Origin of the sequence: Citrobacter sp. Marseille-Q6884, assembly GCF_945906775.1 — a bacterium.
Lineage (GTDB): Bacteria > Pseudomonadota > Gammaproteobacteria > Enterobacterales > Enterobacteriaceae > Citrobacter.
Genome location: NZ_CAMDRE010000002.1, coordinates 1,084,566 through 1,104,839 on the forward strand (window position 1 = coordinate 1,084,566; position 20,274 = coordinate 1,104,839).

Below are 20,274 nucleotides of genomic sequence, written 5' to 3' on the forward strand. Positions count from 1 at the left end.
ACGTTTTACAGCAACGGGCTAAAGAAGTAAAACAGTCGCTCTGCAATCCGCTGCCAGACGGGACGTTTCATCCACTGGCGTGCATCAAGTAAGCGGGAACGCGAAATATAATCGTCCTGCACCGCGGCAAGGTCACCGCCAAATCCGGCATCGTCAATCACCAATGTGATTTCAAAGTTTAACCACAGACTGCGCATGTCCAGGTTAACGGTACCGACCAGGCTCAGTTCGCCATCGACCAGTACGCTTTTAGTGTGTAACAAACCACCTTCGAACTGATAGATTTTGACGCCAGCGGCAAGCAGTTCGGTGAAGAAGGCCCGGCTGGCCCAGCCGACCAGTACAGAATCATTCTTGCGGGGAAGAATAATGCTGACATCCACGCCCCGCTGCGCCGCCGTACAGATGGCATGCAGCAGATCGTCACTGGGGACGAAGTAGGGGGTGGTCATGATTAAATATTCGCGTGCCGAATATGTAGCAGTCAACAGAGCCTGATGAATCAGATCTTCTGGGAACCCCGGACCTGACGCAATCGTATGGATAGTGTGCCCGCTGGCTTGCTCGAAAGGCATGATGTTGACATCAGGCGGCGGCGGTAAAATACGCTTACCGGTCTCAATTTCCCAGTCACAGGAATAGACGATACCCATGGCGGTGGCTACCGGTCCTTCCATTCGCGCCATCAGATCAATCCATTGCCCAACGCCCGCATCCTGTTTGAAGAAACGCGGGTCTACCATGTTCATACTGCCGGTATAGGCAATGTAATTGTCGATCATGATCATTTTACGGTGCTGGCGCAGATCCATTCGACGTAAAAAGACACGCATCAGGTTAACCTTCAGCGCTTCGACGACCTCAATGCCCGCATTACGCATCATGGCAGCCCACGGGCTACGGAAGAATGCCACGCTGCCTGCAGAATCCAGCATCAGGCGACAGTGAATACCTCGCCGTGCGGCCGCCATTAAGGATTCTGCGACCTGATCGGCCATGCCGCCGGGTTGCCAGATGTAAAACACCATCTCAATATTATGTCGCGCCAACTGGATGTCGCGAATAAGCGCCTGCATGACATCATCAGAGCTGGTGAGTAGCTGGAGCTGATTCCCCTTAACGCCAGCAATCCCCTGACGCCGTTCACAAAGCTTAAATAAGGAGGAGGCGACGCTGCTGTTTTCCTGCGCAAAGATATGTTTGCAGGCTTTGAGGTCGTTCAGCCACTTGGCTGTGGATGGCCACATCGCCCTGGCGCGTTCGGCACGGCGCTTGCCAAGATGCAGTTCACCAAAGGACAAATAAGCAATGATCCCTACCAATGGCAGAATATAGATGATCAAAAGCCAGGCCATTGCGGAGGGCACTGCGCGTCGCTTCATCAGAATGCGTAACGTTACGCCAGCAATGAGTACCCAGTATCCCAGAATGACCAGCCAACTCACCACGGTGTAGAAGGTTGTCATAAATTTAAAAATCCTTTTGAAAGCGTATTCTTATGAGTTTACGCATCAGGATTCATCTGGCAAATAAAAACACGGGAAAACCGCTGGTCTGCATTCGGTCTGGCGGTATAATGTTCGCTCTGTAACTGGAAGAGTCGTTAACATGAAGCGTAGTAGAACGGAAGTGGGGCGCTGGCGGATGCTGCGTCAGGCTAGCCGCCGTAAAGCACGTTGGCTTGAAGGACAATCGCGTCGTAACATGCGTATCCATACCATCAGAAAGTGCATTCTCAATCACCAGCGTAATTCGTTGTTGTTTGCGATCCACGGTATCTGAGTCCAAAAGGGCACCGCTGGCGGTGCCCAATGAAGTCTGAATCGTATTTCGCCATATCCCTTTGTTATTTTTCCTTTCAGCCATTTTCTTCAACGCTGTTCACGATTCGTTTATTGTTTACCTGGATAACATTTGTGACAATGTAACGATAATAGCCATATTATTATAAATACTTATTGTTTTTTGCAGCGATTAAATAATGGAGTTAGGATGAAGCGTATCGTGGCACTCATGTTGAGTTTTACATTATCCGGGTGCACAGCAAGTGACTGGATTGAAGCCGCTGGTGGAATTATGCAGGCTACAGATCAAAATCAAAAAGACGCCAGAATAGAGCGTATTAACGCCGCTAACAAAGCTGCTGGTTATTAAATTTCCCCCTAAATATCTCCACTTCATAAGCGACATAAACGGGCGATGAAGTGGTGTTCTTTCTACGTGTTAAATAAAAAATAATTTATTAAATTTAATGTGTTACGTGTAATCTTGTCGTTATGGCATGTCGCCCAAACGAGGGGTTCTTATCAAACCGCACAACACTAACACTGCAAACCTGATAGTCGTACGAAAAGCAGACTACAATATCGTTGAGTTTGAGAGTAATAAAAAGAGATTTTATCTATAAGTCGGCTTTATCCACACCGCTTACATGATTCTGGCTTTAGCTAATCAACGAGTATTAATCTAATGGGGTTATAATAAAGGTGCATCGCTTATTGGGTATGCAAATGCACCTTCGGGATTATTATAAGCGGATAAATAGTCAACCGGCTTATTAATATTAATATGGCTATTTTGCTAAAATACTTTTTTAAAATGTCATTTAGACCATTTCGAAGAATTTCGCATAAAAACGTTCTGTTACGTTGAACCCTTACGCCATCTGCCTTTCAGCCCCTGAGCCATCACTCTTCGAGTACAAGTGTTACATTGCGGGTATCTTTGAGCAACGAGTTTTGTGTACACTTTTGCGTACTCGCAAGCCAGATGTGTACACATTCAATGATTACCGACACAAAGCTCAGGAAGTCCCTGGGCAAGAAACGAGATGATATCGAAACCATTTCAGATTCTCATGGGCTGAATGCAAGGATCAGTCAGGCTGGTAAAGTTTCTTTTTTCTACCGTTACAGATGGGAAGGTAAAGCTGTAAATCTTAATGTCGGTGATTATCCTGCAATGAGTATTGCTCAGGCAAGAGAAAGGCGTCAGCAGTTCAGGACATGGCTTACCGAAGGCTTAGATCCGCGGGAGCAAGTAAAACTGGAAAAGCTCTCGCGTGAAGGTTCTATGACAGTGGCTGAAGCATTCAATTATTGGATCGAAAAACACTGCATCGCGAATCAGCTAACAAGGACTGATTATTATCAGTTGGTATTCAGCAAGCATGTCGATGAACCGATGCGAAACGTGAAAGTCGATAACTCGACAAAAATGCACTGGATAGAAGTCTTTGGCCGGTGCGTTTCTTGCTGGTAGTGAGTGGACGAACCGCAGCTGGGAAACAAAATGGGCTGATCGTGATAGTGAGGAATCTTCGCAGACTGCGAACGCACAGACCGCCGCCCGCATGATTGAACAAGGGCGCATTATTGCCCGTGATGAGGCTGTAAAAAATGCACAAGCGAAAGCCGCTAAATCAGCTGCCACTGCTGCTGGTCTGTCTGCCACTGTTAACCAGCTGCAGCAACAAGCCAAAAAACTTGCCACCCGCCTGGACGCCGCAAAGCACACCGCAGATCTTGCCGCTGCCATCAGAAGCAAAACAACCGACACAACCACCGGAATGCTCGCCAACATGCTCGGAGATATTGCAGCAGAAGCTAAGCGATATGCTGGAATCGCTGACGAACGCTATGCCGCCGGGATGACGTGTGAACGCATTTATGACTTGGTGAGAGAATCCAATAACAATCCGGTGTCCACGCTTTAGCATTACACAAGCTCTTCTCTGAAGGGCTTCGATAATGCTAAATTCCCACACTTATAAATGGGGGATGTATGGAAACAAATACGGCGGAAGTGGTTACTCAAATACCATGGGCAGCGGTGATAACTGGATTAGCAGGATTGGCAGGTGCACTTGGCGGCTCCTTTCTTACGAACCTTTTTGCTGAGAAACGGTGGGATAAGCAAGTTAAAAGTGAGTCAGAAAAAGAGTCCAGAAAGCTAATGCGTGAGAAGAGTGAGCAAACGTTCTTCGCGATGACAAAATGGAGTAAAGAAATTTATTTCTTTTATTCCGCGAGATTAGGTTATTTGCAAGGCAGCATTTCCGAAGAGTTATTGGATAAAGTCATAAGAGAAAAAATTAATACGTCCACTCATGGAGAGGTAGATGTATTAGTAAAACTCTACTTTCCAGACTTCAAAAGCGAGGTTGAAGCAATCTTTGAAAAGCTGGATAAATGTAACAAAACTTTTGGATTATCGGAGTCCGGGAAGCTTACAAAAGCTAATGCGCTGGAAAAGATGATTCCGTTAGTAACAGACGTTGAGAAGTCTATGGAACAGCTTTCAGATAAATTCTGTGAATGGATAACGACTAACATTAGATAACCGCCTCTGGGCGGTCTTTTATTGCCATCACAAAGGGCTTTACAGCAGGCATTCACTGAGTGCCTGCTGTAATGCTACATTATCCTCTGAAATCAGGAGGGTGTATGGGGACTTATGAAGAAGCTGCATTACTTGCCCATCGAATAATTGTTGATAAACATAAAGATCCGGCAGATGCGTGGACTGATGCGATTTTTGCACTGAGTGAAAGTCCTGCTGTAAGAAACAAAGTATGCCTAAAGGTAACGTTCATAGCTTTAGCTGAGAGTGGGTTCTTACAAGGAGTTGATTCCAGGGAACCGACAAGAAAAGTGGGTATTCTTTGGAAAAGAGTCCAAGAGGCTGCACAATATATTCTACTACATCCTGATGCGACTCATGACGAGCTATGTGAATCACTCGGCTATTGGGACAGGCAAGGCTCATTTAAGCTAATTATGACGCTATCTAAGTATGAAGTTCTTCAACAACCAGCGTAATAGTATTGCAGTAAACTTCCATCGAGTGCATGAACTCGTGATTCTAAGGGGAAAAAAAGCCCTGGAGAGAGCCAGGGCAAAGGGTTCTCAGTGGATATTCTCTAAGTTTGTTACTTGGAGTGGCGGTATAAGAACATATGCTGATTTGTATGACAAATGAAATCATGGCATAGCACCCATGCCTTGTATCTATTCGGCTATGGCATGTTCTACAGCTAGGATGTGTTGTCTAAACAGACGAAGAAAGACATCCAAGCACACAATAAAGTGTGGCAGGCGAAATGCCGGAAGTAACAATTCCAACGCTCACCTGCGGGTGGGCTTGATAATGTCGAGGCGAGGACAAAATTATGACAATACCGGGTAGTTGAGCTCCCTGCAGCAGTACGTCAGGGAGCGGTGTCAAAATTAGGTTAGAGCGGTAACCTCAGAATTGAATTCTAAGACTGGTTATTATCAGTAATTCGTGACGCATCGCTTTGAGCAAGCATTTCCTGAGCTTGAGAGCTAAAGCCTTTAAATTTGATGACTCGTTTAGTAATTCTGCGACCGCTACCGTGAGCCCCTAAAGAGAGGCCATCACCTTCTTCCTGTTTTAAACCTACGCCACCCTTGCCAGACGTATCATAGAATTCTTCAATTTCTACTTCTTCAGCAATAAGTATTCTTCTTGCTATTGAAAGTTCTTGCTCAACTTTAGCTTGCTCCTGAAGCACTGAAGATTGAATATTTGCCTTCGTTGCGTCTTCATTCAGTTCTTCAGCAGAAATATCGCTGTTTGTCGCCGAGGAGCTAAAAGCATCCATTGTTTTTCTCACAGCCAATTCAATGAGATATCCCGTCGGATTCCAGATTGGAGAAGTAAGCACTATGACTCCTTTTTTTGCTTAGGTATGTAGTTAAGTTTACGACATGCTGTCCAGATACTTTAGATAAAAGCGAAAACTTATGGCACTCACCGACAAGCAAGAAATGTTCTGTCGCGAGTACCTCATCGATTTAAACGCCACGCAGGCGGCTATTCGGGCGGGGTACAGCGCTAAAACTGCAAACCGTATCGCCGCTCAGAACTTGTCAAAAATTGACATCCAGAACAGGATCGCCGAACTCAAAGCGTGAAGTGGTCAACTAAAACTGGCCACAGCTTTAGAGTTTTTCCAGTATCGGTTTTCCGATTCGTTTGGGGGTAACCCACCGTTATAGTCATGCGGCCTTAGCGAGCTGTAATAACCGACGATATAGTCTGTGATCGCATGAGCAGCTTCGCTAAAGTTTATATAACCTGTCACTGGCACCCACTCGTTTTTCAGACTTCTGAAGAAGCGTTCCATCGGGCTGTTGTCCCAACAGTTTCCACGTCGGCTCATACTCTGCCTGATCCGGCAACGCCACAGTAACTGCCGGAACTGCCTGCTTGTATAGTGGCTACCCTGGTCACTGTGGAACATCACTCCGGCTGGTTTACCGCGAGTTTCCCACGCCATTTCCAGCGCTTTGATGGTCAGCCTGCTGTCTGGTGAGAATGACATTGCCCAGCCCACCGGTTTCCTTGCGAACAGATCGAGAACAACAGCGAGGTAAGCCCAACGCTTGCCTGTCCAGATATACGTCACATCGCCGCACCACACCTGATTAGGCTCTGTCACTGCGAACTGTCGCTCAAGGCGATTCGGGATAACGATGTGTTCATGACCACCGCGTTTATACCGGTGGGTAGGTTGCTGACAACTCACCAGCCCCAGTTCTTTCATGAGCCTGCCGGCAAGCCAGCGTCCCATTCTGAAGCCTCTCAGGGTTGCCATAATCGCTATACTTCTTGCGCCAGCAGAGCCATGGCTGATGTTATGCAGCTCCAGAACCTGACTGCGTAACACCGCTCGCCTGCCGTCTGGCTTTTCGGGGCTTTTTTCCCAGTATTTGTAGCTGCTGCGATGAACCCCGAACACGTGGCAGAGTGTGACCACAGGATACTGCGCTCTGAGTTTCCCGATTAACGAGAACTGTTCAGGGAGTCTGACATCAAGAGCGCGGTTGTAGATTCAATCTGTCAATGCAACACCCCTTTCAATTATCTCTTTCGGTGTTTTGAACTTCAGTGTCTTTCTCGGTCTGTTGTTTAGCTGAGCAGCAACCAGATCTAGTTCATGTTGAGTATATTGGGCAAGACATGTCTTTTTAGGAAAGTACTGCCGAATTAGCCCATTTGTGTTCTCATTTGTTCCCCGCTGCCAAGGACTCTGAGGATCGCAGAAGTAAACTTTAACGCCGGTGCTGACAGTAAATTCTAGATGTCTGGCCAGTTCCATTCCTCTGTCCCATGTCAGTGATTTTCTGAGTTCTGACGGTAAACTCAGGAATTTGTCGGTAAGAGCCTGATTTACTGAGACAGAATCTTTGCCCCTGAGTCTAAGGATGATCGTATAACGTGATTTTCGGTCTACAAGTGTGGCTATATGAGAGTTTTTTGTACCTGAGACTAAATCGCCCTCCCAATGCCCCAGAGAGCGTCTGTTATCGATATTTCGGGAACGTTCGTGAATTGGTGTTCCGTTCACTATGTTAATCGTACCTCTTTCGCCTTTGCGGGTATGACGCCTGCCATGGCGAAGGCTATGCGACCGTCGCAGATGCTGTATATTCAGGTGGTGTAGCGCTTCACGGCTACGAAAGTACAGCGTTTTATAAATTGTCTCAGGTGATATTCGCAGCGTTTTTTGACGTGGTTTTGTTCGCCTTAACCATCCTGATATTTGCTCTGGAGACCATTTCATCTCCAGCTTTTCCAGAACAAGCTTTCGCAATGGTAAATTTTGATCCAGTAAGCACGGTTTTGGCCTTTTCGCCATTCTGTTGGCTCGGTTATTAGCATCAACAGCTTTGTAATAGCGTCTGCCCCGATTACGCTGAACTTCACGTGAGATCGTCGAAGGACTGCGATTCAGCGCAGTAGCTATCGCACGAATGCTCATTTTGGCTGACAAACCAGCTCGTATCTCCTCGCGCTCAGACAGTGTCAGGTGAGCTACAGCCCGCTTACGCTCATGGGGTTTTATGCCGCCAGTATCCCTTAACATAGTGAAGATCGTTCCGGGTTTTGAACCCAGGATATTCGCTATTTCACTGAAGCCTGTTCCGTTCTTCCATAGTTCAAAAACAGAGGCTTTTTCCTCTGCTGTAAATGTTCGTCTCATTCAAAAAACCTCCGCAACCCCATGTTTTCACATAACTGTTGCGTTGACCAATTGAATCTACAGTAGCCTTTTTTAATATGTCGTTTTCCATTTCAATGCGTTGTAGCTTTTTCTTCAGCTCACGTATTTCAATCTGTTCCGGGGTTATAGGGGAGGCTTTAGGTATTTTGCCCTGTCGTTCATCCCGCAACTGCTTTACCCATCGCGTCATGGTAGAAAGACCCACATTCATAGCACTGGCCGCAGCTGCAACGGTGTAGTTCTGATCAAGGACCAGTTGAGCGGATTCGCGTTTAAACTCTGCGCTGAAATTTCTTTTTTTCATTGGGACACCTGTATTGTTCTGAGATGAGCATATCACCTCTGTTCAGGTGGCCAAATTCAGTAAACCACTTCATTACCACGGAACTGGCCGCAGGGGACTTTATTGTTGCCACCGTTGGCGGTGTGCCATATACCCTCCCGGTTAAAACGGTCACCAACAATACAGCCCTGACGCTGGTCAGCAACTTCACCGGACCAACACAATCAGGTTCAGCCTGGTCAGCCGTTCCTCGTTTGGCGCTTAATATGGTTACCGCCGCGCTGGTGGCTCAAAGTGCAGAAGCACTGCGCGGGCTAAACTATGACAAACAGAACTGGCAGCAGGTATTCAGTGGTACGGGAAATATCACGGTAAGGCTGCCTGACCAGTCGGAGTTTAGCGGACCATCATGGAAATATCTGTCCGATAATATGGCGACAAAATCTGGTGGTGCGGTGCCAGTCAACCAGGGCGGGACAGGAGCTACAGATGCGGCCGGGTCACGTAAAAATTTAGGACTTGGTAGCGCAGCCATTCTTGATGCAGGTCCGGATATCGGAAAAGTCATGACCGTAGGGTTTAATTCAGTTGGTATTGGGAGTGTTAATGATGCCGGGGTACCACCTCTTGGCAACTACAATCGGACTGATATACCACGGGGAATATATACTGGAGCTCCGACAGCCCCCGGAGCTCCTGGTTCGAATGGTGGCGCAATTGCATTAATCATGAATGGTTCGTATGGTTTTCAACTTGCAAAACAAAACCTGTATTCAGCGCTGCAGTACAGGGAATGCAGGGCGGGCGCATTTGGTGACTGGTGGACGCTATATTCAAGTGGCAATACGACAAGGGCTTCGGACGGCACATTAAAAGCCGCATCACCCATAGTTAAGCTATTTGCCGACGGTAGCGTGGAAACTAATGAAGAATCGCAAGGCGTAACAGTAACGCGGCAAGCTGTTGGTGAATATCTGATTGAAGGATGCATTGGGCTAAATGCAGATGCTGCGTGGGGCGGCATAGATGGTGGTTTCGATATCCCGACCGACAGGAATAAACAACCTCGTATCTGGCTTGACTACAAAGTAAATGCGGATGGTTCAATTGTGATTAAAACATATCACCGTATGCATGCCTCCGCACCGGAATTTGCCCGGAACAGAATAGGGCACACAGATGCAAACCGGACATTTACTGAAATTGTGGCTGACGGAGAGCCTGTAGACATTCCGGCTGATTCTTTTGTTTCAGTTCGTGTGGAAATGCCGGTGAACAGCATCTGGAATCAGAAACAGAAGGATATACTGGAGGCGATGGAAAAAGCTGAATATGAGCGCCAGCAAGAGACCCAACCGTGAAAATCGATAGTTGCCGCAACCACACCGTATGCAAGAACGGGTTGCGGCTGGCTGGCGAACGTTCGATAGTGCGAGTATTGAATGATTGCCAGTCGTGGCTACAGGGGGGCTGTGGTAAAAATGTATACCCGATCTTCAAAAAAACTTGTTCTAATAGCCCAACTGCTTGGGCTATTAATATTTGTTTTATTTATGCACTTTAAGCAATCATCCGTTAACACGAAATTCAATATTCGTGCTTATATTAATAATGGGTTTTATCTAAAATTGTTTTCTTTGAGGTACATGATAGCCTGATCAGGATGATCACTAAATAAGCCATCTACACCTTCTACTTTGTACATTAGATCATATAAAGCATTAACAGATTCTATATAACTTGGTAGTGCGTCAGATGAAACTGTAAATGGTATAACTTTAAGTCCATTTTTGTGGGCGTACTTGGTTAAATGTGAAACAGTGATTTTGCCATCGCCCTTGTTAATTAGTATTTGAAAATCTGGTGAGATAGCATCAGCGTATTTTGCGATCTCCGCCAATTCTTGGGGGGTAAACGTTAAATTGTCATCATGATTACTCTTCTCGCCATCTTTAATATTTTTTTTAGCATTCAATTTGTTGTAGGCGATAAGTTGTGTTAGTTTAACATTGACACCTGTTTCTGGCCCTATACTAAATTTTATACGTTTCAGCTCATTTGGATCAATACATTGAATGTATATGTTATCTGTTTTAGAAGTGTAACCATATTCTTTTAAAATACTTAGAAGAGATTTGGATATATCCTTACCTTCTTTCATGTGAAATGCTGGGTTCTTTATTTCAATAAATAGTCCTCTATTTTGTTTTGTTGATTTATTGAGCCCTTGGATAAATTCAATTTCATCTTCAAGAGTGTGTAGTCTAAAATTTGAGGTAAATATAGGAAATCTATTCGGGTAGATAGGGGTAGGTTTATTATTAATATTCCTGAAGCGGCTTGTGGCATGCAGTTGCAAGATTTCATCTAGTGTAAAATCTATTGCATAAAATCTACCATCAGGTCGTGATCTGCCTGGGAATTTTATAGCTACATCAGTTACGTCGTCTAGAAAAAGATCATGGAGAATTACTAATCTATTATCCTTTGTTAAAACTACGTCTTGTTCAAGATAGTCTGCTCCTTGGGCGTAAGCAAAAGCTTTAGCTTCAAGGGTATGTTCAGGGAGGTAACCGCTTGCCCCCCGGTGCGCAATAACAACTTTTTGAGAGGGAAATACTGAAAACGAAAGTGTTAAAAGCATTATTAGTGTGGATTTTTTAACAAACATAATCTTTCCTATGAATTAACTTACTCGTAGAATAATGTAAGTAAATGTCAATCTCAACACAAATACGCCACATTTGCAAAGCAAGGTAATACGGCACAACTGTATTCGAATTAGAACGATCAACTTGATAGCGGACTGGTTGTATATCACAAAGATGGCAGCGAAAGTCTTTACTATACTTGTGTTCATTTGTGGATTAATCACGCAGGTTTTATCAAGTTTGCTCCCTGATTCTTTGATCCTACCCACGTAATATGGACACAGGCCTAAGCGAGGTTCTGGTTTTCAAATTGTTCCGGACTGAGGCCGCCACACCAACTGTGCCGTCGCCAGCGATTGTAATCACATTCGATATAATTAAACACCGTTGCCCGCATTATTTCCCGGCTGATAAAGTGTTCTCCATGGATACATTCCACTTTCAGCAAATGAAAGAAGCTTTCCACACAGGCATTATCGTAGCAGCAACCTTTTGCGCTCACGCTTCCACGTAGATTATGCCGCTTCAGTTGCGCCTGATAATCTGCTGAACAGTACTGGCCTCCACGGTCCGTGTGAACGATAACGTTCCGGGGCCTCTTACGCCGCCACAGCGCTATCTGCAGGGCATCGCAGGCCAGTTGCGCCGTCATGCGTGGCGACATTGACCAGCCAATAACGGCACGTGACCACAGATCAATGACCACTGCCAGATACAGCCAGCCTTCATCTGTACGTAAGTACGTGATGTCTCCCGCCCACTTCTGGTTCGGGCCACTGGCGTAAAAATCCTGCTCCAGCAGATTTTCTGACACAGGCAGGCCGTGTGCGCGGTAACTGACCGGGCTGAACTTCCGGGAGGCCTTTGCCCTCAGCCCCTGACGGCGCAGGCTTGCCGCCACGGTTTTTACGTTAAAGTGGTAACCCTGAGCACGCAGTTCATCCGTCAGGCGTGGTGCACCGTAACGCTGTTTTGACCGGGTAAAAGCCGCGAGGACAACGCTGTCGCAGTATTGGCGGAACTGCTGACGCGTGCTTATCCTTGTCCGCCGCTGACACCACGTATACCAGCCGCTGCGGGCCACCCGGAGCACGCGGCACATTGCTTTGATGCTGAACTCAGCCTGAAGTTTTTCAATAAAGACATACTTCATTTCAGGCGCTTCGCGAAGTATGTCGCGGTCTTTTGGAGGATAGCCAGCTCTTCATCCCGTTCTGCCAGCTGGCGTTTGAGACGTGCAATCTCGGTAGACATCTCCAGTTCACGTTCAGAAGACGTCTGCTGATTTTGCTGTTTACTGCGCCAGCTGTAGAGCTGTGATTCATACAGGCTGAGTTCACGGGCTGCGGCAGCAACACCGATGCGTTCAGCAAGCTTCAGGGCTTCACTGCGAAATTCAGGCGAATGCTGTTTACGGGGTTTTTTACTGGTTGATACTGTTTTTGTCATGTGAGTCACCTCTGACTGAGAGTTTACTCACTTAGCCGCGTGTCCACTATTGCTGGGTAAGATCACTTCACATTCCCCACGGTGCGTGATACCGCGTGCCAGATAAATTTATCAGCCGGCACTGAACCGTCGGCTGCTATTTCCTCCGCTTCTTTTCCTCCAACATCCTGCCTCATCCATTCGCGAGCAGCTTCTGGCGACAATACCAGCGGTCGCCTGTCGTGAATATCCACCAGTCCTTTGTCGGCTGCAGACGTCACTATGAGAAAACCTTCAGCTTCATCCCCGCGTTCGAAGGGGATGCTGCCGATCGCTGCCATGAATATCGGATTGCCGTCGGCGCGATGAATGAAGTAGGGTTGCTTCTTATCTCCTTCCTTTTTCCATTCAAACCATCCGTCAGCAAAGCAGATTGCGCGGCCATGTTGCCACAGAGACTTAAACATTCTGCTGGTGGCCGCCGTTTCAACGCGGGCGTTAATGAGAGGCGGCTTATCCCACCAACCTGGAGCGTAACCCCATAGCACGGGATCAAGATGCAACTGCTCATCTCGTTCGCTCAACAGTAGAACTTTTGTGCCTGGCGCAACGTTGAATCGACCGATCGGTTCCGGGTCATAGGGGATATCACGGTCAGTTTCGTTAGCGAGAAGGGCGAGATAGTCTTCACGCGTCATTGACTGTGAAAAGCGTCCGCACATAGAAACCTCCAGCCAGATGTCAGACTGAAAGTATAAGTCGTAGCGAAAAAAAAGGGGGCGCTTAGATTAATGTGTACTTAAATGCGCCCTTTATTATTGATTGTGTTGACTGTCTTTCGTTATTGCTTTGAATTTAAATAATATTTAATTTATTCAAAACACTTTTTTAAACGGCTTTACTGAAACGTGCGCATAAACGCCAGCGGCCACATAAGGGTCGGCTTCAGCCCATGCCTGTGCGGCTTCTAATGATTCAAATTCAGCAATGACTGTCGAACCGGTAAAGCCCGCAACGCCTGGATCGTTACTGTCTACTGCAGGCATGGGGCCAGCAGTGAGCAATCGTCCTTCATCATGGAGCAGTTGCAGGCGTGCCAGATGGGCCGGACGCACGGAAAGGCGTTTTTCGAGAGAGTCTGCGATATCTTGAGCATAAATAACGTACAGCACGGGAAAAGCTCCTTGAACGGTAAAAGTCGTTAATTACGTTATTGGAAAGGTCTGGTAACTGCAACGTAAAGATAGCCAATTTGTTAAGACCACATGATAAAGAGGGTTTATTTGCATGAAATTGCGTTTTAAATGCCGCTTACCGTGTCGGTCTTGTTGAATATGATTGCTATTTGCATTTAAAATCAGGGCCTGGTTTTTTAACTGATACGATTATGACTTCAATGACCCTTGATTTACCTCGTCGCTTTCCCTGGCCGACGTTACTTTCTGTCGGCATTCACGGTGCTGTAGTGGCGGGTCTGCTGTATACCTCGGTACATCAGGTTATTGAACTGCCTGCGCCAGCGCAGCCGATCTCTATCACGATGGTCGCGCCTGCTGACCTCGAACCCCCTCAGGCAGTTCAGCCGCCACCAGAACCTGTCGTCGAGCCTGAACCGGAACCTGAGCCGATACCGGAGCCGCCAAAAGAGGCGCCTGTGGTCATTGAGAAACCGAAGCCCAAGCCAAAACCGAAGCCGAAACCGGTGAAAAAGGTCGAAGAACAACCGAAACGTGACGTTAAACCGGCTGAGCCACGTCCGGCCTCGCCATTCGAGAATATTGCGCCAGCGCGTCCTGCGACCAGCACCACTGCAGCGACAACCAGTAAACCTGCAGTCAGCGTACCGGCAGGCCCACGTGCGTTGAGCCGTAACCAGCCACAGTATCCGGCGCGTGCGCAGGCTCTGCGTATTGAAGGTCGTGTAAAAGTTAAGTTTGATGTGACGTCAGATGGGCGAGTTGAGAATGTCGAAGTACTTTCCGCGCAGCCTGCCAATATGTTTGAGCGTGAAGTGAAGAATGCGATGCGTCGGTGGCGTTATGAAGCCGGAAAACCCGGTTCTGGCCTGGTGGTGAACATCGTCTTCCGCCTGAACGGGGCGACACAAATCGAATAAGCGTGATAAACAAGAAAGCCTCCATTTGGAGGCTTTCTTGTTTTATGGCTGAGCTGGTATCGGACGGGGTTTTCCGTCTTTATCAACCGCAACATAAATGAATAATGCTTCGGTGGCTTTATAGCGCTGACCAATAGGCTCTGACGCCACTTTCTTTACCCACACTTCAATATTAATACTGATCGAGGTTGTGCCGCGTTTCACACAACGCGCGTAGCAGCAGACGACATCACCCACGGCGACAGGGCGTAAAAAGCTCATACCTTCCACACGCACCGTTACCACTCGACCGTGTGCGATCTCTTTGGCCTGAATAGCGCCACCAATATCCATCTGTGACATCAGCCAGCCGCCAAAAATATCGCCGTTAGCATTGGTATCGGCAGGCATGGCCAGAGTGCGTAAAACCAGTTCACCCTGGGGGGTGTTATTCGTTGTTGTCATTGTAGAACCGACTGTAGAGAAAGATTACAGGCGCGATGCTACTATGATTTGCGGGCTGAGAACAGAGGGGAGGCGGTGTGTGGAGCGGATGCAGACCGTACTCGTCGGTAACGAGGGAAGTTACCGGATAATAATTCGCCAGATCCACAGACGCAGATCTGGCGAACGCGTATTACGATTTATCTTCCTGCGGCAGATGGCGGTAAATATAGACTCCGCTCAGCAGGGTGAAGAATAACGTCAGCGCGGTTAACCCGAATACTTTGAAATTAACCCAAATGTTTTGCGGCAGCCAAAACGCGATGTAGATATTCGCCAGCCCACACAGAATGAAAAACACAGCCCAAGCCAGATTAAGCTTCGACCATACCGGCTGCGGTAGCGTTAACTCTTTACCTAACATGCGCTGGATCAGCGGCTTTTTCATCACCCACTGGCTTACCAACAGGGCGCCGGCAAACAGTCCATAAATAACCGTTACCTTCCACTTAATGAATTCGTCGTTGTGGAAGAAAATGGTCAGGCCGCCAAATACGGCAACCAGCACAAAGGTGATCAACGCCATCTTCTCGACTTTGCGATAGCGAACCCAGCTGTAAATTAAAACCACGGCCGTCGCGACGATAAGCGCCGACGTTGCTGCGTAGATGTCATAGAGCTTATAAAAAGCGAAAAAGACAACCAGCGGTAAAAAATCAAGAAACTGCTTCATTCTTCGATTCCATCATCAAAAAGCATCGGATTTCAGGGCCGGATGCATTCAGGGTTTATTGGCGAATCAACATGTACAGGCGAAACAAGTAGATCAGCAACACGGCAGAAATCATATTGCTCAACGTATTCGCCAATACCGCGCCGACGTTCGGCGTAAGTACTGCAAAGTTTGGTGCAAACAGCAACAGCACTGTTTTTGCCAGCAACCAACCGATCACGGCGGGTGCAACCAGTCGCATATTAGACCATGCCAGACGCATGCTGTTGCGCATGGCCGCAAATACGCCCATTTTGTCCTGAACCATCATGACGGGGGCCAGTGCGAGCAGGATCGCCAGCAGAATGCCCGGTACAACGACCAGCATAATACCGACTTGAACCAACAGGGTAGTCAGAAAAATCAGAATAAACAATTTGGGTAATACGGGGGCACTGGCACCAATGGCGCGTAATGCGCTGACCCGATGACCGGCTGAAATCAACTGAATCATCAGGATCACCCCTCCTGCGAGGATTGCATTCCCAATCAGTCCAGAAAACGTCGATGCTGCGGATGCGCGTAACAGGATTTGCTGCTGTTCCGGCGTCATGTTTTGTACCAGATCAAACAGTCCCACGCTGTTGGTTAATTGATCCCCTTCACTGAGCTGCGCAATTTGTGCGTCGCTGGGAGAAAAGGCATGCCCTAACACCACTGTGATAAACGCACACAATAACGATACCAGCAAGATGGTAATAAATTGATTACGGAAAAAGTTTCCCGTGTCACGGTAAACGGACTTCGCCGTGATAGACATGCACTCTCCTTGAGTTTTGCAGGTGTTCATTTGCGGGCAATTGTACCCTGGATAACTCTACAGTGGCAGCATCGCGAGATGTATTGAAAAGCATATCTTTGTAAAGAGATCGTCATCTTCGACGGATAAGCCAGGCCTTTTTTCTTTGCGCTGACCCGGTGATTTGGCGTTGCGTTGTCACGCTTTTTAATAATGAAAATGAATACTTATAGTAAAAATATACAGAATTTGATTTAAAACATATTAACCAGGATTTCTAATGCACGTTCTAAATTGATGTGGATCAGTAAATGTTAATTTTTCGTTCCTAAAGTGAGCATTGATCGCGCACTTATTACTCCGATGTAGGTATATTCTTCACGTTTTTATAACCATAACGATGGAGCGGATATGAAAAAATTAACAGTGGCAGCATTGGCATTAAGTACTCTTCTCTCTGGGAGCGTGTATGCGCATGAGGCGGGAGAATTCTTTATTCGTGCAGGTTCTGCGACGGTCAGACCGACGGAAGGCGCGGGTGGGACGTTAGGCAGTTTGGGTGGATTTAACGTCAGTAACAATACACAGCTTGGTCTGACATTCACCTATATGGCAACCGACAATATTGGTATTGAGTTATTAGGCGCAACACCGTTTCGCCACAAAATAGGCACTGCGCCGACAGGTGATGTGGCGACCGTTCACCATTTGCCGCCAACGTTAATGGCGCAGTGGTATTTCGGTGATTCCAGCAGCAAACTGCGCCCTTATGTTGGGGTGGGTGTTAACTACACGACATTCTTCGATGAAGATTTTAACAGTAATGGGAAGGATCAAGGGTTATCCGACCTGAGCCTGAAAGATTCCTGGGGTGCGGCAGGCCAGGTAGGTATGGATTACCTGATTAACCGTGACTGGTTAATTAACATGTCAGTGTGGTACATGGATATCGACACTACCGCGAGCTACAAACTGGCCGGCGCGCAGCAGCATGACAGCGTACGCCTCGATCCGTGGGTATTTATGTTCTCTGCGGGTTATCGCTTCTAATCTCTTCAGCAAAACCTCAGCAACATTTTCTGCAAAACTGGTCATCAAATGGCCAGTTTTTTTTATTTTCTGCCTGTATAACTGTCGTTACTCACGATGACTTTGCGGCTATATCCCGGAAAACCTGCGTGACCATCCCCGCCTTGATCTGTCCTTAATAAAATACTACTGTATATAAATACAGTTATCATAAAGGCAGATCATCATGTTGTTTTTCCAGCCTACGCAACGCCGGGAAATTGAAACCATCCCGCTCTTCAGTGACCGGGTTCCCTGCGGTTTTCCCTCGCCAGCTCAGGACTATGTTGAGAAACGAATCGACCTGAATGAGTTATTAATCCGGCATCCCTGTGCAACGTATTTTGTAAAATCGTCTGGCGATTCCATGATTGGCGCAGGGATAAGCGATGGCGATCTGTTGGTTGTCGACAGTTCCAGAAAAGCCGTCCATGGGGATATTGTGATTGCTGCCGTTGACGGCGAATTCACGGTTAAACGTCTGCAGCTCCACCCGACGGTAATGCTGAAACCGGAGAACAGGGCCTGTTCGCCCATCATGCTGAGTTCTGAGGACACACTGGATATATTTGGTGTGGTGACATTTATCGTAAAAGCGACGACCTGATTATGTTTGCACTGGTTGATGTGAACTCGTTTTATGCCAGCTGTGAATTGATATTCCGTCCCGACCTGAAGGGAAGGCCGGTTGTTGTGCTTTCAAACAACGATGGCTGCGTCATCTCCCGAAACGATGAGGCTAAAGCCGTCGGGGTTAAGATGGGCGCACCGTATTTTAAACAAAAGGATGTGTTTCGCCGCTACAGTGTGGTGTGTTTCAGCAGTAACTATGAGCTCTACGCGGACATGAGTCACCGGGTGATGACGACGCTGGAAGCATTGTCTCCCCGCGTGGAGATGTACAGCATTGATGAGGCATTCTGCGACCTGACAGGTGTAAGAAATTGCCGTGATCTGACCGACTTTGGCAGGGAAATTCGAGAAACGCTACGACAACGTACTCATCTGCTGGTGGGAGTGGGTATTGCACAGACCAAAACGCTGGCAAAACTGGCTAATCATGCGGCAAAAAAATGGCCCCAGCAGACGGGCGGTGTGGTGAATTTATCGAATATTGAGCGCCAGCGTAAACTCATGGCGGCATTTCCGGTTGAAGAGGTCTGGGGGGTGGGACGCCGTCTCAGCAAAAAGCTGGAGGCTATGGGAATCAATACTGTATTGGATCTGGCGGATACTGATATCCGTTTTATCCGCAAGCACTTCAATGTGGTACTCGAAAGAACGGTGCGTGAATTGCGTGGTGAACCTTGTCTGGCGCTGGAAGAGTTCGCACCTGACAAACAGGAGATTCTCTGCTCCCGCTCGTTTGGGGAAAGAATTACCCGGTATGAGGATATGCGGCAGGCCATCTGCAGTTATGCGTCAAGGGCAGCGGAAAGACTGCGCGTAGAGCATCAGTATTGCCGGTTCATACTGGCTTTTGTCAAAACATCTCCGTTTGTACCCAATGAACCGTATTACGGTAACAGTGCGTCGGTGAAGTTGCTCACGCCAACTCAGGACAGCCGGGATATCATTGCTGCGGCAACCCGAAGCCTGGACGCCATCTGGAAAGAGGGGCATCGCTATCAGAAAGCGGGCGTCATGTTGGGTGATTTTTTCAGTCAGGGTGTGGCTCAGCTCAATCTGTTTGATGATAATGCACCGCGTCCGGGCAGTGAGAAGCTGATGGATGTGCTGGATCGTCTGAATGCTAAAGATGGCAGGGGAACGCTGTATTTCGCCGGGCAGGGCATCCAGCAGCCGTGGCAGATGAAGCGTGAAATGCTCTCCCCACGCTACACCACCCGATACACCGATCTGCTTCGAGTCCGTTAAGGGCGAGAGAAAAGTCCGGTGAATCATAACCAGACAGCTACGCTTATAGAGGTATCCAATATCGGGAGGGGTTATGCTAACTCATTCTGAAGCAAAACGATGGGCCAGCGTCATGCTTAAAGCCGCATTATGTGATGGCATGAAACACGAAGAAATTTCCCGGCAAGTGCATCTTGTGTGTGATCATCATGGAAAGGAGTGCCTTGAAGCGCTCATAGAGGAAATTCTGGTCGAGGCGGGTCGAATAGGGCCTAAACATAGCGACGGACAACTGAGACAGCATTGAGTCTGTGCAGGGGGAACAGAGCAAGAGGAAATCGACGCGGTATTAACAGAGCTCCCACTCTGGCCCCTGAATTTTCACCTCCCCAATGCCTTGCATAACGGGGGAATGTGAACGTATCAGCGGATGCCGCGCCGCTCACGGTGATCGTCTTCGCCTCTTTTATGTTCTGTTCTTCCCATCCTGCCTTTTCACTCCTTGAGGTAATGCTACGCTTTAAGCAAACCGGCATTGAGGGCATTGACGATGGAGTTGACCCGCCAGCTATTGCAACAAAAAATTTCACATCTGGAAGCATCCACTGGCGATGATACGGCAGAATTTGCCCTGTGCGTTTCGCGTGCTTTGCTGGATTACATGAGCAAGATGGAAACACTGGAGAAAACCATCGCCACGCCGATTAGATTACCTTTCTGTAATGCCAGCCCGGTTTGTGAAATCGAAGCGGGTTACGCCGCAGGCGTTAACGACTGCCGGGAGGCAATCCGTCGGACGGGTTATCCCCTCGATGGTGATGACTAGCGCATTCATTTGTTAACAAAAAGTATTCTTTTTTTGAATAATTCTGTAACTTTAGCGATCGGGAGAGCGTGTGGTTTCA

Annotated in this window: 22 protein-coding genes and 4 pseudogenes; 13 read left to right on the top strand and 13 right to left on the bottom strand. The window is 47.6% G+C overall.

All coding sequences use genetic code 11. The features are described from left to right. Nucleotides 1–5: 5 nt before the first annotated feature. Nucleotides 6–1,466: a cardiolipin synthase gene (gene cls, locus N7268_RS20405; protein WP_260864238.1), complete on the bottom strand. Its 1,461-nt coding sequence runs from the start codon at nt 1,464–1,466 to the stop codon at nt 6–8. Nucleotides 1,467–1,608: 142 nt separating this feature from the next. Here cls and N7268_RS20410 point away from each other — a divergent pair, with 142 nt between their 5' ends. The 6 genes from N7268_RS20410 to N7268_RS20435 all read left to right on the top strand — a co-directional run bounded on the left by N7268_RS20410 (nt 1,609) and on the right by N7268_RS20435 (nt 4,820). Continuing rightward, nucleotides 1,609–1,782 (top strand): YciY family protein, encoded by a 174-nt coding sequence (locus N7268_RS20410; RefSeq protein ID WP_006684291.1) that lies wholly within the window; start codon nt 1,609–1,611, stop codon nt 1,780–1,782. A gap of 210 nt (nt 1,783–1,992) precedes the next feature. Further along, the gene (locus N7268_RS20415; RefSeq protein WP_260864239.1) at nt 1,993–2,154 is read left to right on the top strand and encodes a hypothetical protein; all 162 of its coding nucleotides are present in this window, start codon (nt 1,993–1,995) and stop codon (nt 2,152–2,154) included. A gap of 630 nt (nt 2,155–2,784) precedes the next feature. After that, nucleotides 2,785–3,261 (top strand): Arm DNA-binding domain-containing protein, encoded by a 477-nt coding sequence (locus N7268_RS20420; RefSeq protein WP_260864240.1) that lies wholly within the window; start codon nt 2,785–2,787, stop codon nt 3,259–3,261. Continuing rightward, nucleotides 3,236–3,715, top strand: a complete 480-nt coding sequence (locus tag N7268_RS20425) for a DUF2514 domain-containing protein (protein ID WP_260864241.1) — start codon at nt 3,236–3,238, stop codon at nt 3,713–3,715. The genes N7268_RS20420 and N7268_RS20425 overlap by 26 nt, the downstream gene beginning before the upstream one ends. Before the next feature lie 68 nt (nt 3,716–3,783). After that, nucleotides 3,784–4,341, top strand: coding sequence for a hypothetical protein (locus N7268_RS20430; RefSeq protein ID WP_260864242.1), 558 nt, complete (start codon nt 3,784–3,786; stop codon nt 4,339–4,341). A gap of 104 nt (nt 4,342–4,445) precedes the next feature. Continuing rightward, the gene (locus N7268_RS20435) at nt 4,446–4,820 is read left to right on the top strand and encodes a DUF6979 family protein (protein ID WP_260864243.1); all 375 of its coding nucleotides are present in this window, start codon (nt 4,446–4,448) and stop codon (nt 4,818–4,820) included. Nucleotides 4,821–5,260: 440 nt separating this feature from the next. On the opposite strand, the gene N7268_RS20440 is transcribed toward N7268_RS20435, so the two are convergent. Next, nucleotides 5,261–5,689 carry a hypothetical protein gene (locus N7268_RS20440; RefSeq protein ID WP_260864244.1) on the bottom strand — a complete coding sequence of 143 codons (429 nt, stop codon included), beginning with the start codon at nt 5,687–5,689 and terminating at the stop codon, nt 5,261–5,263. Nucleotides 5,690–5,768: 79 nt separating this feature from the next. Here N7268_RS20440 and N7268_RS20445 point away from each other — a divergent pair. Further along, a pseudogene (locus N7268_RS20445) lies at nt 5,769–5,936 on the top strand (terminase small subunit); the annotation flags it as partial. An 8-nt stretch (nt 5,937–5,944) separates the two neighbouring features. Here N7268_RS20445 and N7268_RS20450 read toward each other — a convergent pair. The 3 genes and pseudogenes from N7268_RS20450 to N7268_RS20460 all read right to left on the bottom strand — a co-directional run. Further along, nucleotides 5,945–6,850, bottom strand: a pseudogene (locus N7268_RS20450) (IS3 family transposase); the annotation flags it as partial. 9 nt (nt 6,851–6,859) lie between these two features. Beyond that, on the bottom strand, nt 6,860–8,011 hold the full coding sequence (locus N7268_RS20455; RefSeq protein ID WP_001254932.1) for an IS30-like element IS30 family transposase: 1,152 nt from the start codon (nt 8,009–8,011) through the stop codon (nt 6,860–6,862). A 67-nt stretch (nt 8,012–8,078) separates the two neighbouring features. Beyond that, a pseudogene (locus N7268_RS20460) lies at nt 8,079–8,336 on the bottom strand (transposase); the annotation flags it as partial. A gap of 23 nt (nt 8,337–8,359) precedes the next feature. On the opposite strand from N7268_RS20460, the gene N7268_RS20465 reads away from it, so the two are divergent. Beyond that, entirely contained in the window at nt 8,360–9,676 is a 1,317-nt protein-coding gene (locus N7268_RS20465) for a phage tail protein (RefSeq protein WP_260864245.1), read from the top strand. Nucleotides 9,677–9,933: 257 nt separating this feature from the next. Here N7268_RS20465 and glpQ read toward each other — a convergent pair whose 3' ends face one another. The 4 genes from glpQ to N7268_RS20485 form a co-directional block, all read right to left on the bottom strand. Beyond that, complete coding sequence (gene glpQ, locus N7268_RS20470; protein WP_260864246.1) at nt 9,934–10,986, bottom strand: glycerophosphodiester phosphodiesterase; 1,053 nt, start codon at nt 10,984–10,986, stop codon at nt 9,934–9,936. A 266-nt stretch (nt 10,987–11,252) separates the two neighbouring features. Further along, nucleotides 11,253–12,415 (bottom strand): IS3 family transposase gene (locus N7268_RS20475; RefSeq protein WP_260864247.1). Its coding sequence is split into 2 segments (ribosomal slippage): nt 11,253–12,148 and nt 12,148–12,415, totalling 1,164 coding nucleotides; the frame shifts between segments, so codons are not numbered across the junction. Nucleotides 12,416–12,477: 62 nt separating this feature from the next. Next, entirely contained in the window at nt 12,478–13,116 is a 639-nt protein-coding gene (locus tag N7268_RS20480) for an SOS response-associated peptidase (protein WP_260864248.1), read from the bottom strand. Between the two features lie 153 nt (nt 13,117–13,269). Further along, nucleotides 13,270–13,566 (bottom strand): YciI family protein, encoded by a 297-nt coding sequence (locus tag N7268_RS20485; protein ID WP_198904025.1) that lies wholly within the window; start codon nt 13,564–13,566, stop codon nt 13,270–13,272. Nucleotides 13,567–13,781: 215 nt separating this feature from the next. On the opposite strand from N7268_RS20485, the gene tonB reads away from it, so the two are divergent. Further along, entirely contained in the window at nt 13,782–14,510 is a 729-nt protein-coding gene (gene tonB, locus N7268_RS20490; RefSeq protein WP_260864249.1) for a TonB system transport protein TonB, read from the top strand. A 42-nt stretch (nt 14,511–14,552) separates the two neighbouring features. On the opposite strand, the gene yciA is transcribed toward tonB, so the two are convergent. From yciA to N7268_RS20510, 4 genes and pseudogenes are all read right to left on the bottom strand, one after another. Then, nucleotides 14,553–14,954 (bottom strand): acyl-CoA thioester hydrolase YciA, encoded by a 402-nt coding sequence (gene yciA, locus N7268_RS20495; RefSeq protein ID WP_198904026.1) that lies wholly within the window; start codon nt 14,952–14,954, stop codon nt 14,553–14,555. Nucleotides 14,955–15,126: 172 nt separating this feature from the next. Further along, entirely contained in the window at nt 15,127–15,666 is a 540-nt protein-coding gene (locus N7268_RS20500) for a septation protein A (protein ID WP_003020667.1), read from the bottom strand. Nucleotides 15,667–15,721: 55 nt separating this feature from the next. Continuing rightward, nucleotides 15,722–16,465 carry a YciC family protein gene (locus tag N7268_RS20505; protein WP_260864250.1) on the bottom strand — a complete coding sequence of 248 codons (744 nt, stop codon included), beginning with the start codon at nt 16,463–16,465 and terminating at the stop codon, nt 15,722–15,724. A 28-nt stretch (nt 16,466–16,493) separates the two neighbouring features. Then, nucleotides 16,494–16,571 (bottom strand): annotated as a pseudogene (locus N7268_RS20510) (YkgJ family cysteine cluster protein); the annotation flags it as partial. 284 nt (nt 16,572–16,855) lie between these two features. On the opposite strand from N7268_RS20510, the gene ompW reads away from it, so the two are divergent. The 4 genes from ompW (at nt 16,856) to N7268_RS20530 (ending at nt 20,195) form a co-directional block, all read left to right on the top strand. Next, nucleotides 16,856–17,494, top strand: coding sequence for an outer membrane protein OmpW (gene ompW / locus N7268_RS20515; protein WP_260864251.1), 639 nt, complete (start codon nt 16,856–16,858; stop codon nt 17,492–17,494). A 205-nt stretch (nt 17,495–17,699) separates the two neighbouring features. Next, on the top strand, nt 17,700–18,119 hold the full coding sequence (locus N7268_RS20520; protein ID WP_260864252.1) for a translesion error-prone DNA polymerase V autoproteolytic subunit: 420 nt from the start codon (nt 17,700–17,702) through the stop codon (nt 18,117–18,119). Between the two features lie 2 nt (nt 18,120–18,121). Beyond that, nucleotides 18,122–19,390, top strand: coding sequence for a Y-family DNA polymerase (locus tag N7268_RS20525; RefSeq protein ID WP_260864253.1), 1,269 nt, complete (start codon nt 18,122–18,124; stop codon nt 19,388–19,390). A gap of 529 nt (nt 19,391–19,919) precedes the next feature. After that, nucleotides 19,920–20,195: a hypothetical protein gene (locus N7268_RS20530; RefSeq protein ID WP_260864254.1), complete on the top strand. Its 276-nt coding sequence runs from the start codon at nt 19,920–19,922 to the stop codon at nt 20,193–20,195. Nucleotides 20,196–20,274 lie beyond the last annotated feature (79 nt).

Coding starts and splice junctions, on each gene's coding strand:
- cls (WP_260864238.1), bottom strand. CDS start 1,466: ATGACAACCTTCTACACCGTGGTGAGTTGGCTGGTCATTCTGGGATAC.
- N7268_RS20410 (WP_006684291.1), top strand. CDS start 1,609: ATGAAGCGTAGTAGAACGGAAGTGGGGCGCTGGCGGATGCTGCGTCAG.
- N7268_RS20415 (WP_260864239.1), top strand. CDS start 1,993: ATGAAGCGTATCGTGGCACTCATGTTGAGTTTTACATTATCCGGGTGC.
- N7268_RS20420 (WP_260864240.1), top strand. CDS start 2,785: ATGATTACCGACACAAAGCTCAGGAAGTCCCTGGGCAAGAAACGAGAT.
- N7268_RS20430 (WP_260864242.1), top strand. CDS start 3,784: ATGGAAACAAATACGGCGGAAGTGGTTACTCAAATACCATGGGCAGCG.
- N7268_RS20435 (WP_260864243.1), top strand. CDS start 4,446: ATGGGGACTTATGAAGAAGCTGCATTACTTGCCCATCGAATAATTGTT.
- N7268_RS20455 (WP_001254932.1), bottom strand. CDS start 8,011: ATGAGACGAACATTTACAGCAGAGGAAAAAGCCTCTGTTTTTGAACTA.
- N7268_RS20465 (WP_260864245.1), top strand. CDS start 8,360: ATGAGCATATCACCTCTGTTCAGGTGGCCAAATTCAGTAAACCACTTC.
- glpQ (WP_260864246.1), bottom strand. CDS start 10,986: ATGTTTGTTAAAAAATCCACACTAATAATGCTTTTAACACTTTCGTTT.
- N7268_RS20480 (WP_260864248.1), bottom strand. CDS start 13,116: ATGTGCGGACGCTTTTCACAGTCAATGACGCGTGAAGACTATCTCGCC.
- tonB (WP_260864249.1), top strand. CDS start 13,782: ATGACTTCAATGACCCTTGATTTACCTCGTCGCTTTCCCTGGCCGACG.
- yciA (WP_198904026.1), bottom strand. CDS start 14,954: ATGACAACAACGAATAACACCCCCCAGGGTGAACTGGTTTTACGCACT.
- N7268_RS20500 (WP_003020667.1), bottom strand. CDS start 15,666: ATGAAGCAGTTTCTTGATTTTTTACCGCTGGTTGTCTTTTTCGCTTTT.
- N7268_RS20505 (WP_260864250.1), bottom strand. CDS start 16,465: ATGTCTATCACGGCGAAGTCCGTTTACCGTGACACGGGAAACTTTTTC.
- ompW (WP_260864251.1), top strand. CDS start 16,856: ATGAAAAAATTAACAGTGGCAGCATTGGCATTAAGTACTCTTCTCTCT.
- N7268_RS20520 (WP_260864252.1), top strand. CDS start 17,700: ATGTTGTTTTTCCAGCCTACGCAACGCCGGGAAATTGAAACCATCCCG.
- N7268_RS20525 (WP_260864253.1), top strand. CDS start 18,122: ATGTTTGCACTGGTTGATGTGAACTCGTTTTATGCCAGCTGTGAATTG.
- N7268_RS20530 (WP_260864254.1), top strand. CDS start 19,920: ATGGAGTTGACCCGCCAGCTATTGCAACAAAAAATTTCACATCTGGAA.